The sequence below is a fragment of the Ruegeria sp. CF5 genome (genome assembly GCF_056537325.1).
The window spans coordinates 178,719-191,202 of sequence record NZ_JBQFRI010000001.1 but is presented as its reverse complement, the minus strand read 5'-3'; the positions used below and the strand labels follow the sequence as shown (position 1 = coordinate 191,202).

Genomic DNA, 12,484 nt, shown 5'->3' with positions numbered 1-12,484 from the left:
GGTCGCGAAACGTTCTAGATTGGCAGGTAAAGCACATCTTCGCCGGCGTCCCGCGCCGGATCTTCCGGAGGCCGCACCAAAAGCGCATCAGCCTGCGCCAGAACACTGAGCAGAGAACTGTCCTGATCCTCACAGGCGCGAATTCCGTCCTGATCCAATGTTGCGCGCATGTAATGCTCGCGCGGGCCATTGGCTTTTATCGGTTCGGCCAGTTTTGCATGGCGGAAAGCAGGCAAGGCATCATTCAGGCCCAGCATCCGGCGGATCATGGGGGCAACAAACAAATATCCGCAGACCATGGCGCTGACCGGATTTCCGGGAAGGCCAACCATTGCGCTGTCACCCATGCGGCCCGCCATCAACGGTTTTCCGGGGCGCATCCGGATTTTGTAGAAAGACCGCTCCAGCCCGAGGCCCTGCGCAACATTGCCTACCAGATCGTGGTCGCCCACGGATGCGCCGCCGATTGTGATCACCAGATCTGCGCCAGCGGCCAGACCAAACGCCGTTTCCAACGACGACACTGTATCGCGCGCGATTGGCAGAACCCGGACATGCGCCCCAAGCTCCTCCAGCAATGCCTTGAGGCCAAAGGTATTTGACGCGATGATTTGGTCTGGACCGGGTGTTTCGCCCGGCATCACCAATTCGTTTCCGGTTGAGATCAACGCGACCTGCGGTTTGCGCGTGACCGGCACCGAGGCAATGTTCATCGCCGCCATCAAAGCAACGTCTTCAGCCCGGATGTGGCGCGGTGCATCGATGGTTGTTCCGGCGGAGAAATCAACGCCGACTGGGCGGATGTTGGTTTTGGAACCCGGTTCTTCGGTTATTGTAATCAGATCGCCGCGCCGGTCTGCATCCTCTTGAATAACAACGAAATCGGCACCTTCGGGAACAGGTGCGCCGGTAAAGATTCGGACGGCCTGTCCGGGGCCGACTTGCCCAACAAACCGATGCCCAGCTGCGGCCTCGCCGATGACCTTGAACATGGCGTGCAGTTCGACCTCAGCCGCCTTGAGGGCGTACCCATCCATCGAAGACGACCGAAAGGGCGGCTGGTCCCGCGTGGCGGCGACATTCTTCGCCAGGATCCGTCCAGGTGCTTCGATAAGGGGAACAGTTTCGTGTGGAAGTGGTGCCACAAGATCAAGCAGCAGAGCGCGGGCTTCGTCGACAGTAATCATTCCGCCTCGTAACGTCCTGATTTACCGCCGTCTTTCAGCAAAACCCGAATGCCGCCAATTTCCATTGATTTATCAACGGCCTTTGTCATGTCATAGACGGTCAGTGCTGCGGTTGACACTGCCGTCAGCGCCTCCATCTCAACCCCGGTCTGGCCCGAAGTCTTTACCGTTGCCTCAAGGCGAACACCCGGAAGGTCAGGGTCCAGTGATAATTCGACGGCAACCTTCGTGATCGGCAGCGGGTGGCACAAAGGGATTAGATCAGGGGTTTTTTTGGCCCCCATGATCCCGGCGAGACGGGCGATACCCAGAACGTCGCCCTTTTTGGCGCGACCTTCACTAATGATATCAAAGGTTTCCCGCGCCATTTTGATGTGACCTTCGGCGACTGCAATGCGATCGGTCACCGCCTTGTCCGATACATCAACCATATGCGCCTGACCCTTGGCGTCGAAATGCGTCAGCGGCATCACATTACTCCGGGGACCAGAGGGTTCGCCAAAAGTGCTTGGGTTGCAGCTTCGACGTCGTCCTGACGCATCAGGCTTTCACCTATCAGAAAACAACGAGCGCCGTATCGGGCAATGTCGGCCAGATCAGCCGGCGTGTTCAGGCCGCTTTCGCAAACTATTGTGCGATCACCGGGCACCAGTTTGGACAGATGACGGGTTGTGTCCAGCGATGTCTCAAAGGTTTTGAGGTTGCGGTTATTGATCCCGATCAGCGGGCTTTTCAGTTGAGTTGCTCGCTCCAGCTCTTCTTCATCATGTACTTCGATCAGAACGTCCATACCCCAATCAAAAGCGGTTTGCTCCAGCTCAGTGGCCTGTGCATCCCCGACCGAGGCCATGATGATCAGGATGCAATCCGCGCCAAGTGCGCGCGCCTCGACCACCTGATATGGGTCGTACATGAAATCCTTGCGCAGCGCGGGTAAGGAACACGCGTCACGCGCAGCTGTCAGATACTCTTTGGCGCCCTGAAAGCTGGGTGTATCGGTCAAGACCGACAGACAGCTTGCCCCACCGGCCTCATAGGCTTTGGCCAGTTCAGGCGGGTTGAAATCCTCTCGGATCAAACCTTTGGAAGGGCTTGCTTTCTTGACCTCGGCAATTAGACCGTAACCCCGGCGCGTCGCGGCGTGAAGGGCGTTGGCAAAACCACGAACCGGAGAGGCGCCGCGTGCTTCCGCTTCCAGATCATCCAGTGATTTCAGCTCTTTATCCGCTGCAACTTCTTCAAGTTTGTAGGCTTTGATCCTGTCCAGTACAGTTTCGGTCATGCAGCTTCCTGTGTGATTTTGGCCAAAGCGGCGATCTTGTTTCTGGCGTTTCCGCTGTCAATGCTTTCTGCGGCCATTGCGACACCTTCCCGGAGGTCGCTGGCGGCATTCGCCACAACCAGAGCGGCGGCAGAATTCAGCAAGACAGCATCCCGATAGGCAGATGGCGTACCGTCTAACAGGGCGCGGAAAGCTACGGAATTCTCTTCGGGCGTCCCGCCAACGATGTCTTCAAACGGGTGAACCGGCAGGCCCGCATCTTCGGGGTGCAACTCAACTTCTTTGACGATACCATCTTCCAAAGCGGCGACCCAGCTTACGCCGGTAATCGTCAGTTCATCGGTACCATCTGACCCGTGCACCAGCCATGCCCGCTCGGCCCCTAGAACGCCCAGTGTTTCGGCCATAGGGCGGATCAAGTCGCGGCTGAATGCGCCGGTCAACTGCTTTTTGACACCTGCCGGATTGGTAAGTGGACCGAGGATATTGAAAATCGTGCGCGTCCCAAGTTCTTGCCGAGTCGGCATGACATGGGCGATGGCTGGATGATGCATGGGCGCCATCATAAACCCAATGCCAGTTGAGTTCAGCGCTTTTTCAACAACTTCCGGGCCAACCATCACGTTGATGCCCATCTGACCCAGCGCATCGGCTGCGCCGGATTTGGAGCTGAGATTGCGGTTGCCATGCTTGGCAACCGTGACACCGGCACCAGCCACGACAAATGCGGTCGCTGTTGAAATGTTCAGCGTACCTTTCCCGTCGCCCCCAGTGCCGACGATGTCCATCGCTCCTTCAGGTGCTGAGACTGCGTTACATTTGGCGCGCATGACGGCCGCCGCAGCGGCATACTCATCCACGGTTTCGCCACGTGTTCGCATTGCCATCAGCAAACCGCCGATCTGGCTGGGCGTGGCTTCACCTTCAAAAAGGATCGTAAAGGCCTTTTCCGCTTCGGCGCGGGTCAAAGGGCGATCTGCTGCCGCTCCGATCAGCGGTTTCAACGCGTCGCTCATGCGGGGACTTTCATTTCATTCAGGAAGTTCCTGAGCAGGGCGTGACCGTGCTCGGATGCGATGGATTCAGGGTGGAACTGAACACCGTGTATCGGCAGCTCTTTATGCTGCAGGCCCATGATTGTTCCATCGTCCAGTTCGGCGGTAATCTCCAGGCAGTCGGGCAGCGACTCACGCTCGACCACCAGCGAGTGATAACGGGTCGCTTCGAACGGTGACGGCAGACCGGCAAACACGCCTTTGCCGGTGTGACGCATGGTTCCCATCTTGCCATGAACGATTTCGTGGCAACGAACCACTTTTCCGCCGAAGGCCTGCCCGATGGTCTGATGCCCAAGGCAAACGCCCATCAGCGGGATACCGGTTTCAGCCGCCGCTTCGGTCAGCGCCAGACAAATTCCGGCCTGATCCGGGTCGCAAGGCCCTGGGCTCAAAAGGATTCCGGCGGGTTTCATCGCCATCGCTTCCTGCACGTCCAGCGCATCATTGCGGTGCACTTCCATTTCGGCGCCAAGCTCACCCAGATAGTGAACGAGGTTGTAGGTAAACGAGTCGTAGTTGTCGATCAGCAGCAGCATTTGGCTCTTGGTCTCGGCTTTGGCAATTCGGGCTGGCGGTACAGCCTTGGTACACGGTATAATGTCGCGACATACATGCTCAGGCTTGTGCGGCAGCGTCAAGGGGACATCCATCCCAAGTCGCTAGTACAGGCAAGCGCCGCATAAGACGGCATATGTGCAATTGAGGCGAACGACGAGATCAGAGGCAACGAAAATGGGCGGTTTTCTCGGAGGTATGATCGCGGGTGCGGTCACGGTTCTTGCTGTTGGTGCGTATTTTTCCCTGACGTCGCCACTGCCGGTCAGGACAAATGTTGCTGTCTCTGCTCAACAGGTGGCACCAGCAAGTGAACCGGAAACGAACAGTGACGTCAGCGATCCCGGCGCAGATGCCGATCTGGTGGAACTGGCCCCACACGCACCGCAAGGCGCCAAATCCCGGCCGGATACGCTTGCGGCACTCGATGGGGCGGATACGGTGCCCACCGAACGCCCGGATGTGGGCGCGGCCACGGATGGACTGACACAACCTGACAGCGGTCGATCCGAAACGGTTGAGATAGCTGCCGTCGCGCCGATCGCACCTGCACAGCCCGGTCCCGCGCCAAAGTCGCCGCAAGATGACGTTCAGCCTGTCGTTGTTGACGATGAGCCCGCCACACCTTCGATTTCCGAAGCGGTTGTGGTGCCGGAACCCGAGGCACAAATCGAAAACGAACAGCGCGCACCTGAAATCGCCCTGCAGACAGACGAGGAATCAGCCACCCCGCAATCAAAAGCAGCCGACAGTTCCGAAGGCCGGACACTTCCCAGGCTGGCAGCGGTTCCTCAGATCGGAAGTGAGCAGTCGTCGCAAACCCGCAAAATAGCCGGAAAGCGGGTCGTACCACTGACTGATCGAGATGACTTTCCAAGTGGTGAGGAGCAGCCGCAGACGGCCAAAAAGCCGATTGAGGCTTTTGCCGCCAGTTTCGATAATCCCGAAGATAAACCGCTGATGTCCATCGTTTTGATTGACTTCGAAGGCGCCTTTGGGGCCGAAGCATTGCAGGGTTTCCCTTATCCGCTGAGTTTCGCCGTCAGCCCGACCGATCCTGAGGCGGCAGAGAAAATGGCGCGCTATCGTTCTGCAGGGTTCGAGGTTCTGGCCCTGGCGGACCTTCCCGAAGCTGCAAGCGCACAGGACGCGGAAACATCCCTTTCAGTCTGGCTGGATGCCCTGCCTGAAACGGTTGGAATTCTGGAAGGTGTCGACACAGGCATTCAGGGAAACCGACAACTGGCGGATCACGTCGCCGCCATCGCTGGTGGGACCGGACGTGGGCTGCTGACCCAGAACAATGGATTGAACACCGTACAAAAGTTGGCTGCCCGCAGTGGTATTCCCGCCAGCGTCGTGTTCCGCGATTTCGACGGGGCGCAGCAGGACGCCAAGGTAATGCGGCGTTTTCTGGATCAGGCCGCGTTCCGTGCAGGACAGGAGGGGGCGGTCGTCATGCTTGGCCGGGTCCAGCCTGAAACCATCTCGGCTCTTCTGCTTTGGGGGCTCGAGGACCGGAGCAACCGAGTCGCAATGGCCCCGATTTCAGCAGTGTTGATGAACGAAATTCAATAAGGCGTCCCCGGGCAAACATTTGGGGGCACCGCCATTTCGTGTCAGTTGTTGCCGGACCCGGTAAATCGCGAAGCATCTGCGGCTGCGCGTCTGATGGCATTGGATTTATGCACCGTTTCCATATATTCGGCCTCGGGGTCACTGTCGTAAACAACGCCGCCGCCCGCCTGAATGTATAGCTTACGATCCTTGACGATGGCCGTACGCAAAGCAATGCACATGTCCATGTCACCGCCAGCGCTGAAATAACCAACGCCACCGCCATAGACACCGCGTTTTTCAGGCTCAAGCTCGTCAATGATTTCCATCGCGCGGACCTTGGGGGCACCCGATACCGTACCTGCAGGCATTCCGGCGAAAAACGCGTCCAGTGCATCTTTGTCTTCAGCCATTTCACCGACGACATTTGACACGATGTGCATCACGTGACTGTAGCGTTCGATGATGAACTTCTCTGTCGGGCGTACCGTACCGATCTTCGCCACGCGACCTGTATCGTTGCGGCCCAGATCCAGCAGCATCAAATGCTCGGCCAGTTCCTTTTTGTCGGCCAGCAGATCAGCCTCTAACGCGCGATCCTCTTCCGGGGTGGTCCCGCGTGGGCGCGTACCGGCGATGGGGCGGATGGTCACCTCATCGCCAAAGACACGCACAAGAATTTCCGGGCTGGCGCCGACAACCTGAAACCCGCCGAAATTGAAATAGAACATGAAAGGCGAAGGATTCGTCCGACGTAACGATCGATACAACGCAAATGGCGGCTGCGGGAAATCCTGTGTCCAGCGTTGTGCCGGAACCACCTGGAATATGTCTCCGGCCCGGATGTATTCCTTGGCCTTTTCAACCGCTTCCATATAGCCGGATTTCGTGAAATTCGACACCGGCGGCGCAACCTCATGCGCGTCGCCCAGATCGCGTGTTTCGGCGGGCATGGCCCTCTCCAGATCCCGGACGGCGTCCATGACGCGCTCGGCAGCTTGGGCATAGGCCGCTTTGGCCGTTTGGCCATCGCTGGCCCACGCAGGAGAAACAACGGTTACTTCGCCCTTAACGCCATCCAGAACGGCGACAACAGACGGCCTCAGCATCACTGCATCCGGCAGGCCCAGCGGATCAGGGTTCACGTCTGGCAGGTATTCCACCAGCCGCACCATGTCATAGCCCAGATAGCCGAACAGACCGGCAGCGGCTTGCGGCAAATCTTCGGGCAGGGCAATTTTGCTTTCCGCAAGCAGTGCTCGCAGGTTGTCCATGGGATTGCCGGACTGCGGTTCAAACGCATCTGCGTCGAACCGCGCCGACCGGTTGAGCGAAGATGTTTCTCCGTGGCAACGCCAAATTAGGTCGGGCTTCATGCCGATGATCGAGTACCGGCCCCGCACCTCGCCGCCAGTGACGGATTCAAGCATGAATGCGTCCTTTTGGGCACCGGTAAGCTTTAGCATCAGCGAGACCGGGGTATCCAGGTCGGCGGCAAGCCGGGTGTACACGACCTGATTTTCACCGGCCTCATAGGCGCGCGCAAAAGTATCGAAATCTGGGGTCAGGGCCATGTCCGGTCTCTTGGAACGTCAGTTGTAATTTGCCTGCACGGCGTTCAGCGCACGCTGATCGACCGTTGGGCGGGCGCGGGTTTGTGCATCCTGGACGTAGATGTTGAAGATGTTCTGCGCCAGCGCCTGATCCAGCTGGGCAGCCAGTGCTTGCTGCATCTGCTCAAGCTCAGCGGACTCGGCGGGTGGCAGTTCTTCATCCAGACGCACAATCAATGCCGTGCCGTTCCCGGCAATAACACGCAGTTCGCCCGGCTCCATTTCAAACACCTGAGGCATGAAATCGACGGGGACATCTTCCAGAAACGCCGTTCTGGTCAGACCGTTTTCGACCCGGAAGGGCAGGCCAGTTGCGGTGAAATCCCCATCAGTGGCCAGTTGGGTCAGTACAGTGTTGGCCTGATCCTGCAACGCTTTGCTGGTCTCGTCCTGTACCCAGGCCGCGATAACCTTGTTGCGTGCACTTTCCAACGGCTCTGGTCGGGGTGCCAGTTCTTCGTCCAGACGCAGGGCGAAAATCGACCCGTCCTCCAGAAATGCGATTTCAGGAAAGTCACCTTCAGCCACGGCTTCAGCAGCCAGCCGGAAACCACCATAGGCGGCCACGCCATCTGTGCTCTGGCTGGTCCAGTCGATTTCTCCCAACTCCATCTCGGATTCAGAGGTCACTTCTTCGAGTGTTGCACCGCCTGCCAGAAGGTCGTTGATATCCTCGGCCTGTGCCTCAATCAGACGACGGGCGCGGTCGGCAGCCAGTTCGTCGCGAAGTTCGGCCTGAGCTTCTTCAAAGGTGACGACCTGTTCGGCAAGTGAGCCGTTGATCCGGAATAGCGCGGGGCCAAGCGAAGAGGGCAGCGGGCCCACAACATCGCCCACTTCTGCGGCAAACACATCCGCAGCAGCTTCACCAAGATCATCAACGGTGACATCACCCAGATCCGTATCGCTCAGCTCAAGCCCGCGATCCTGAACCAGTTGCTCAAACGTGGTGCCGCCGACTTCGACCTGCGCCAGTGCGTCTTCTGCACTGGCTTCGTCAGAGAAAACAAGGCGTTCAACCAACCGGCGCTCGGGCTGCTGATAGGTCGACTTACGTTCGTCGTAACGGGCGCGCAGCGTATCTTCATCAATCTCAATCCCGTCCAGCAACATTTCCGGCGCAAGCAACGCGTATGTCAGGCGCTTGGTGCGGGGCAGGGTGAATAGATCGGTGTTTTCATCGTAGAACGTCTGAACTTGCTGGTCCGTCGGTTCTGATAATGGGGTCGCCAAGGCATCTGCGCCCAAGGTGGCAACGGTAAAGCTGCGGCGCGCATGAACGTAGTCCGCCAGCGCCTCGACCATGGCCGGGGGCATGGTTACGCCGCTTGTGACTGCATTCTGAACGATGGTTCTGGCCGCTTCTTTCCGCAGGTCATCTTCGAATTCCGATTCCGACAATCCGGCCTGTTCCAGAGAAAACCGATATCCTTCGCGGTCGAAGTTACCATCGACACCCTGAAATGCGGGGATGGCCACGATCTCTTTCTGCAGGTTCTCATCGCCGATCGAGATGCCGATCTGTCCAACTTCGCTGTCAAGCGCAGCCAGCGCGACCAGACGTGACAATGCGAGCTGATCTAGGCCAAACTCCCGCGCCTGAGACATTTGCAACGGTTGCCCGGTCTGTGCCTCGATGGCCCGAATTTCGCGCTGCAGTTCCCGGACATAATCGTCGATGCTGACGGATTCATCGCCCACTTCTGCAACTGTTGTGACAGTTCCCGAGAGATTGACGGCACCAAACCCTGCAAGGCCCACGATCAGCAGACCCATAAGGATCCAGACAAAGGTTTTTGAAAAGCTTTTCATGCCTGCGGCCATGGTGCCCTCTTGTTTTGTGGCTGGTCTCTGCCCTGTCGATTGCGGCCCTGAATACGACGCGCGCCGCCGGGGGGCAAGCTCAGAAGGACAACGCCTGAAGACGCATGAACATTTCTTCGATTCCCGAACGGTCCAGATTGGCGAACGCGATGCGAACCTGTCTTTGTCCCATGATGTCATGATCCGGCATAAACATCGTGCCGGGAAGCAGCAGAACACCTGCTTCACTGACCAACCGGCGGGCCAGTTCGTCCGAAGGGATGTCAAACGGATGCTCGAGATAGGCAAAATACGCGCCGAGTCCCAGCAGCTTCCAACCTTTGGACTGCAGTGCGGGCATGCCATCGGAAATAGCAGCGCGGCGATCAAGTATTTCAGCCCGTTCACCGGCCAGCCACTGGGAAAGGTTCTGCATCCCCCAAAGGGCCGCAAACTGGCCAATCTGACCGGGGCAGATGGCGACCGTGTCCAGGAATTTTTCGATTTCGGCCAAAAGGCTAGGGCTTGTTGCGACGGCGCCGACCCGGTGGCCGGTCAGCCGGTAGGCTTTGGAAAACGAATAGAGATGAACCAGCGTGTCATCCCACTCATTAGCCGTGAACAGCGAATGGGGCGCACCATCGCGGCTGTCAAAATCCCGATATGTCTCATCCACAAGCAGGCGAATGCCGTGTTCCCGGGCCAGATCAAAGAACGCCAGTACCAGCTCCGCGGGATACTCAACACCGCCGGGATTGTTCGGCGTTACCAGAGAAATGGCACGAGTCCTGTCAGTAATAAGCGCCCGTGCCTTGTCCGGGTCGGGGAGCAGATCGTCGCCCGTTGGCAGGTCGACCGACCGGACACCAGCCATGTCGAGCCACATCTTGTGGTTAAAATACCAGGGTGTCGGCAGAATAACCTCGTCCCCTTCGCCAGTGATGGCGGAGATCACTGCCGAAAATGCCTGATTGCAGCCAGAAGTGATGGCAACCTGATCAGCCTGAACAGAGGCATGATAGTGTGCGCCAATCTGATCTGCCAATTCCGCGCGCAGGTCATCATTGCCCAGAACCGGGCCGTAAAGATGCGCGCTGTCCTGAGATACGGCGAATTCGGCCATGGCCTGACGCAGGGCCAGTGGTGGTGGATCAACCGGAGCGGCCTGACTGACATTGATCAGAGGGCGATCAGCTGAAAACGTAACGCCATCAACCCAGCGGCGCGCTTCCATCACGGGCGGGGCGAAGGTGGCGGCAGTGCGGGTCAGGGGCATAAGAAATCCGTGCAGTTCGTGCGAGGCTCTGCCTCACGCTCCGAGGTGTTTTTAAGCAGAGGAAGGGATCAGTCCGTGCCGCGATATGGCTCGACATATTGCAAGGCCATATCCCATGGGAAAAAGATCCATGTATCCTGGCTGACCTCGGTGATGAACGTATCCACCATTGGGCGTCCCTTGGGTTTGGCATAGACCGTTGCGAAATGCGCGTTGGGGTACATTTGACGCACAAGGTCCAGCGTTTTGCCGCTGTCCACCAGATCGTCGATGATCAGAATGCCGGTGCCGTCACCCATTAATTCCGAATCCGGTGATTTCAGAACTTCTGCCTGACCCTGCTCCTGGTGGTGATATGAACGAACACTGATGGTATCGACGGTGCGGATGTCCAGTTCACGGCTGACGATCATCGCTGGTGCCATGCCACCGCGGGTGATCGCCACCACTGCGCGCCAGGCGCCGTCGTCAGGGCCTTGTCCGTCCAGCCGCCAGGCCAGCGCCCGCGCATCGCGGTGAATTTGATCCCAGCTGATGTGAAAGCCCTTTTCGTGGGGCAGGCGATCCTTGGCGCTCATCTCGGTTATCCTTTTTCCACATCCGGCGCATCGACGGCCTTCATGCCGACGATGTGATAGCCCGAATCCACGTGCAGATTCTCACCTGTCACGCCGCTGCTGAGATCGGACAGCAGATACAGTGCCGAGTTGCCGACGTCATCAATGGTTACATTGCGGCGCAGAGGCGAGTTGTACTCGTTCCACTTCATGATGTAGCGGAAATCGCCGATGCCACTTGCGGCCAGTGTCTTGATCGGCCCTGCCGAGATCGCGTTGACGCGAATACCGTCCTTACCAAGGTCTTCGGCAAGATATTTAACCGACGCTTCAAGTGCGGCTTTGGCGACACCCATGACATTGTAGTGGGGCATCACCTGCTCGGCACCGTAATAGGTAAGGGTAATGGCGCTACCACCTTCGGTCATGAGCTTTTCGGCGCGCTGCATAACGGCGGTGAAGGAATAGACCGACACATCCATGGTCAGCTTGAAGTTCGCGCGCGACGTATCGACATACCGGCCTCGCAACTCGTTCTTGTCGGAAAAGCCGATGGCGTGCACGATAAAGTCCAGTTTGCCCCACTTTTCCTCCAGCGAGGCAAAAAGGGCGTCGATCGATTCTTCGTCGCTGACATCGCAGGGCAGCACGATCTCGCTCCCCAGTTGTGCCGCCAGCGGGTCGACCCGTTTTTTCAGAGCGTCCCCCTGATAGGAAAAAGCCAGTTCGGCTCCGGCCTCGGACAAGGCGCGGGCGATTCCCCATGCGATTGATTTGTCATTGGCCAGTCCCATGATGAGGCCGCGTTTGCCGGCCATCAACTGATTTGACATGTTCGGTTCTCCGCCTTCGTCGCGTTATGTTGAAGTGGTTTATGCCATTGATTGACCTGCTTCAAGGTCACGCGCTCTTGCCCGGCGCGGGTTCTCGCCGTAGGGTCGGGCACAAATCGTTCCAGGGGATGGAAATGAGCGAGAGAGATGGCATCTTTGCCGGTGCCGACCCGTTTGTGATTGCGGGGCGTTGGCAGGCCGAGGCTGAACAGAGTGAACCCAACGATCCCAACGCGATTGCCCTGGCGACCGTGGATTCCGATGGCATGCCTAATGTCCGTATGGTGCTGCTAAAGGAAATCGAGCCCGACGCGTTCGTTTTTTATACGAATTACGAAAGCGCAAAGGCCGCCGAACTGGACGGTGCCGGTAAGGCCGCGTTCGTCATGCACTGGAAATCTCTTCGCCGTCAGGTACGAGTTCGCGGGACAATTGCACGCGAAGATGGTATAAAGGCGGACGAATATTATGCATCAAGATCGTTAAAAAGCAGATTGGGGGCCTGGGCATCGCGCCAATCACAGCCGCTGTCCAGTCGGACGGCCCTTATGGCCGAAGTGGCCAAAGTGACCGCCAAGTATGGAACTAATCCGCCGCGCCCTGATTTCTGGGGTGGCTATCGGTTAACGCCGACTGAGATCGAATTTTGGGCCGACGGCGCGTTTCGCCTGCATGACAGGTTTGTTTGGCGGCGAGAGGAAGTTGGAATGGAATGGCAAGTGCAGAGGCTGAATCCATGACGTTCACGTATCGCGAATTGCAA

At 58.0% G+C, this 12,484-nt stretch carries 12 protein-coding genes; 2 read left to right on the top strand and 10 right to left on the bottom strand.

All coding sequences use genetic code 11. From position 1 onward, the window contains the following. Positions 1 to 14: 14 nt before the first annotated feature. Genes ACR0NW_RS00915 through ACR0NW_RS00895 form a run of 5 tightly spaced genes read right to left on the bottom strand, consistent with a single transcriptional unit; the run spans position 15 to position 4,063 of the window. Positions 15 to 1,187 carry a molybdopterin molybdotransferase MoeA gene (locus ACR0NW_RS00915; protein ID WP_480449413.1) on the bottom strand — a complete coding sequence of 391 codons (1,173 nt, stop codon included), beginning with the start codon at positions 1,185 to 1,187 and terminating at the stop codon, positions 15 to 17. Then, the gene (gene moaC, locus ACR0NW_RS00910) at positions 1,184 to 1,657 is read right to left on the bottom strand and encodes a cyclic pyranopterin monophosphate synthase MoaC (protein WP_170655772.1); all 474 of its coding nucleotides are present in this window, start codon (positions 1,655 to 1,657) and stop codon (positions 1,184 to 1,186) included. Before moaC ends, ACR0NW_RS00915 begins: the two co-directional genes overlap by 4 nt. Then, complete coding sequence (gene trpC / locus ACR0NW_RS00905; protein ID WP_480449415.1) at positions 1,657 to 2,469, bottom strand: indole-3-glycerol phosphate synthase TrpC; 813 nt, start codon at positions 2,467 to 2,469, stop codon at positions 1,657 to 1,659. The genes moaC and trpC overlap by 1 nt, the downstream gene beginning before the upstream one ends. Next, positions 2,466 to 3,485: an anthranilate phosphoribosyltransferase gene (trpD, locus tag ACR0NW_RS00900; RefSeq protein WP_480449416.1), complete on the bottom strand. Its 1,020-nt coding sequence runs from the start codon at positions 3,483 to 3,485 to the stop codon at positions 2,466 to 2,468. The genes trpC and trpD overlap by 4 nt, the downstream gene beginning before the upstream one ends. After that, positions 3,482 to 4,063, bottom strand: coding sequence for an aminodeoxychorismate/anthranilate synthase component II (locus tag ACR0NW_RS00895; RefSeq protein WP_170655766.1), 582 nt, complete (start codon positions 4,061 to 4,063; stop codon positions 3,482 to 3,484). The genes trpD and ACR0NW_RS00895 overlap by 4 nt, the downstream gene beginning before the upstream one ends. A 196-nt stretch (positions 4,064 to 4,259) precedes the next feature. On the opposite strand from ACR0NW_RS00895, the gene ACR0NW_RS00890 reads away from it, so the two are divergent. Further along, positions 4,260 to 5,660, top strand: coding sequence for a divergent polysaccharide deacetylase family protein (locus tag ACR0NW_RS00890; RefSeq protein WP_480449418.1), 1,401 nt, complete (start codon positions 4,260 to 4,262; stop codon positions 5,658 to 5,660). Between the two features lie 41 nt (positions 5,661 to 5,701). Here ACR0NW_RS00890 and trpE read toward each other — a convergent pair whose 3' ends face one another. The 5 genes from trpE to fabI form a co-directional block, all read right to left on the bottom strand. Next, entirely contained in the window at positions 5,702 to 7,213 is a 1,512-nt protein-coding gene (gene trpE / locus ACR0NW_RS00885; RefSeq protein WP_480449420.1) for an anthranilate synthase component I, read from the bottom strand. An 18-nt stretch (positions 7,214 to 7,231) separates the two neighbouring features. Then, a complete protein-coding gene (locus tag ACR0NW_RS00880; protein WP_480449422.1) occupies positions 7,232 to 9,076 on the bottom strand; it encodes a peptidyl-prolyl cis-trans isomerase in 1,845 nt (614 codons plus the stop codon). Between the two features lie 79 nt (positions 9,077 to 9,155). Continuing rightward, positions 9,156 to 10,331, bottom strand: coding sequence for an aminotransferase (locus tag ACR0NW_RS00875; protein WP_480449424.1), 1,176 nt, complete (start codon positions 10,329 to 10,331; stop codon positions 9,156 to 9,158). Between the two features lie 68 nt (positions 10,332 to 10,399). Next, the gene (gene gpt / locus ACR0NW_RS00870) at positions 10,400 to 10,909 is read right to left on the bottom strand and encodes a xanthine phosphoribosyltransferase (RefSeq protein ID WP_170655756.1); all 510 of its coding nucleotides are present in this window, start codon (positions 10,907 to 10,909) and stop codon (positions 10,400 to 10,402) included. Positions 10,910 to 10,914: 5 nt separating this feature from the next. Continuing rightward, entirely contained in the window at positions 10,915 to 11,721 is an 807-nt protein-coding gene (gene fabI / locus ACR0NW_RS00865) for an enoyl-ACP reductase FabI (protein ID WP_480449426.1), read from the bottom strand. A 134-nt stretch (positions 11,722 to 11,855) separates the two neighbouring features. Here fabI and pdxH point away from each other — a divergent pair, with 134 nt between their 5' ends. Then, positions 11,856 to 12,461, top strand: coding sequence for a pyridoxamine 5'-phosphate oxidase (gene pdxH / locus ACR0NW_RS00860; protein ID WP_480449428.1), 606 nt, complete (start codon positions 11,856 to 11,858; stop codon positions 12,459 to 12,461). Positions 12,462 to 12,484 lie beyond the last annotated feature (23 nt).

Coding starts and splice junctions, on each gene's coding strand:
- ACR0NW_RS00915 (WP_480449413.1), bottom strand. CDS start 1,187: ATGATTACTGTCGACGAAGCCCGCGCTCTGCTGCTTGATCTTGTGGCA.
- moaC (WP_170655772.1), bottom strand. CDS start 1,657: ATGCCGCTGACGCATTTCGACGCCAAGGGTCAGGCGCATATGGTTGAT.
- trpC (WP_480449415.1), bottom strand. CDS start 2,469: ATGACCGAAACTGTACTGGACAGGATCAAAGCCTACAAACTTGAAGAA.
- trpD (WP_480449416.1), bottom strand. CDS start 3,485: ATGAGCGACGCGTTGAAACCGCTGATCGGAGCGGCAGCAGATCGCCCT.
- ACR0NW_RS00895 (WP_170655766.1), bottom strand. CDS start 4,063: ATGCTGCTGCTGATCGACAACTACGACTCGTTTACCTACAACCTCGTT.
- ACR0NW_RS00890 (WP_480449418.1), top strand. CDS start 4,260: ATGGGCGGTTTTCTCGGAGGTATGATCGCGGGTGCGGTCACGGTTCTT.
- trpE (WP_480449420.1), bottom strand. CDS start 7,213: ATGGCCCTGACCCCAGATTTCGATACTTTTGCGCGCGCCTATGAGGCC.
- ACR0NW_RS00880 (WP_480449422.1), bottom strand. CDS start 9,076: ATGGCCGCAGGCATGAAAAGCTTTTCAAAAACCTTTGTCTGGATCCTT.
- ACR0NW_RS00875 (WP_480449424.1), bottom strand. CDS start 10,331: ATGCCCCTGACCCGCACTGCCGCCACCTTCGCCCCGCCCGTGATGGAA.
- gpt (WP_170655756.1), bottom strand. CDS start 10,909: ATGAGCGCCAAGGATCGCCTGCCCCACGAAAAGGGCTTTCACATCAGC.
- fabI (WP_480449426.1), bottom strand. CDS start 11,721: ATGTCAAATCAGTTGATGGCCGGCAAACGCGGCCTCATCATGGGACTG.
- pdxH (WP_480449428.1), top strand. CDS start 11,856: ATGAGCGAGAGAGATGGCATCTTTGCCGGTGCCGACCCGTTTGTGATT.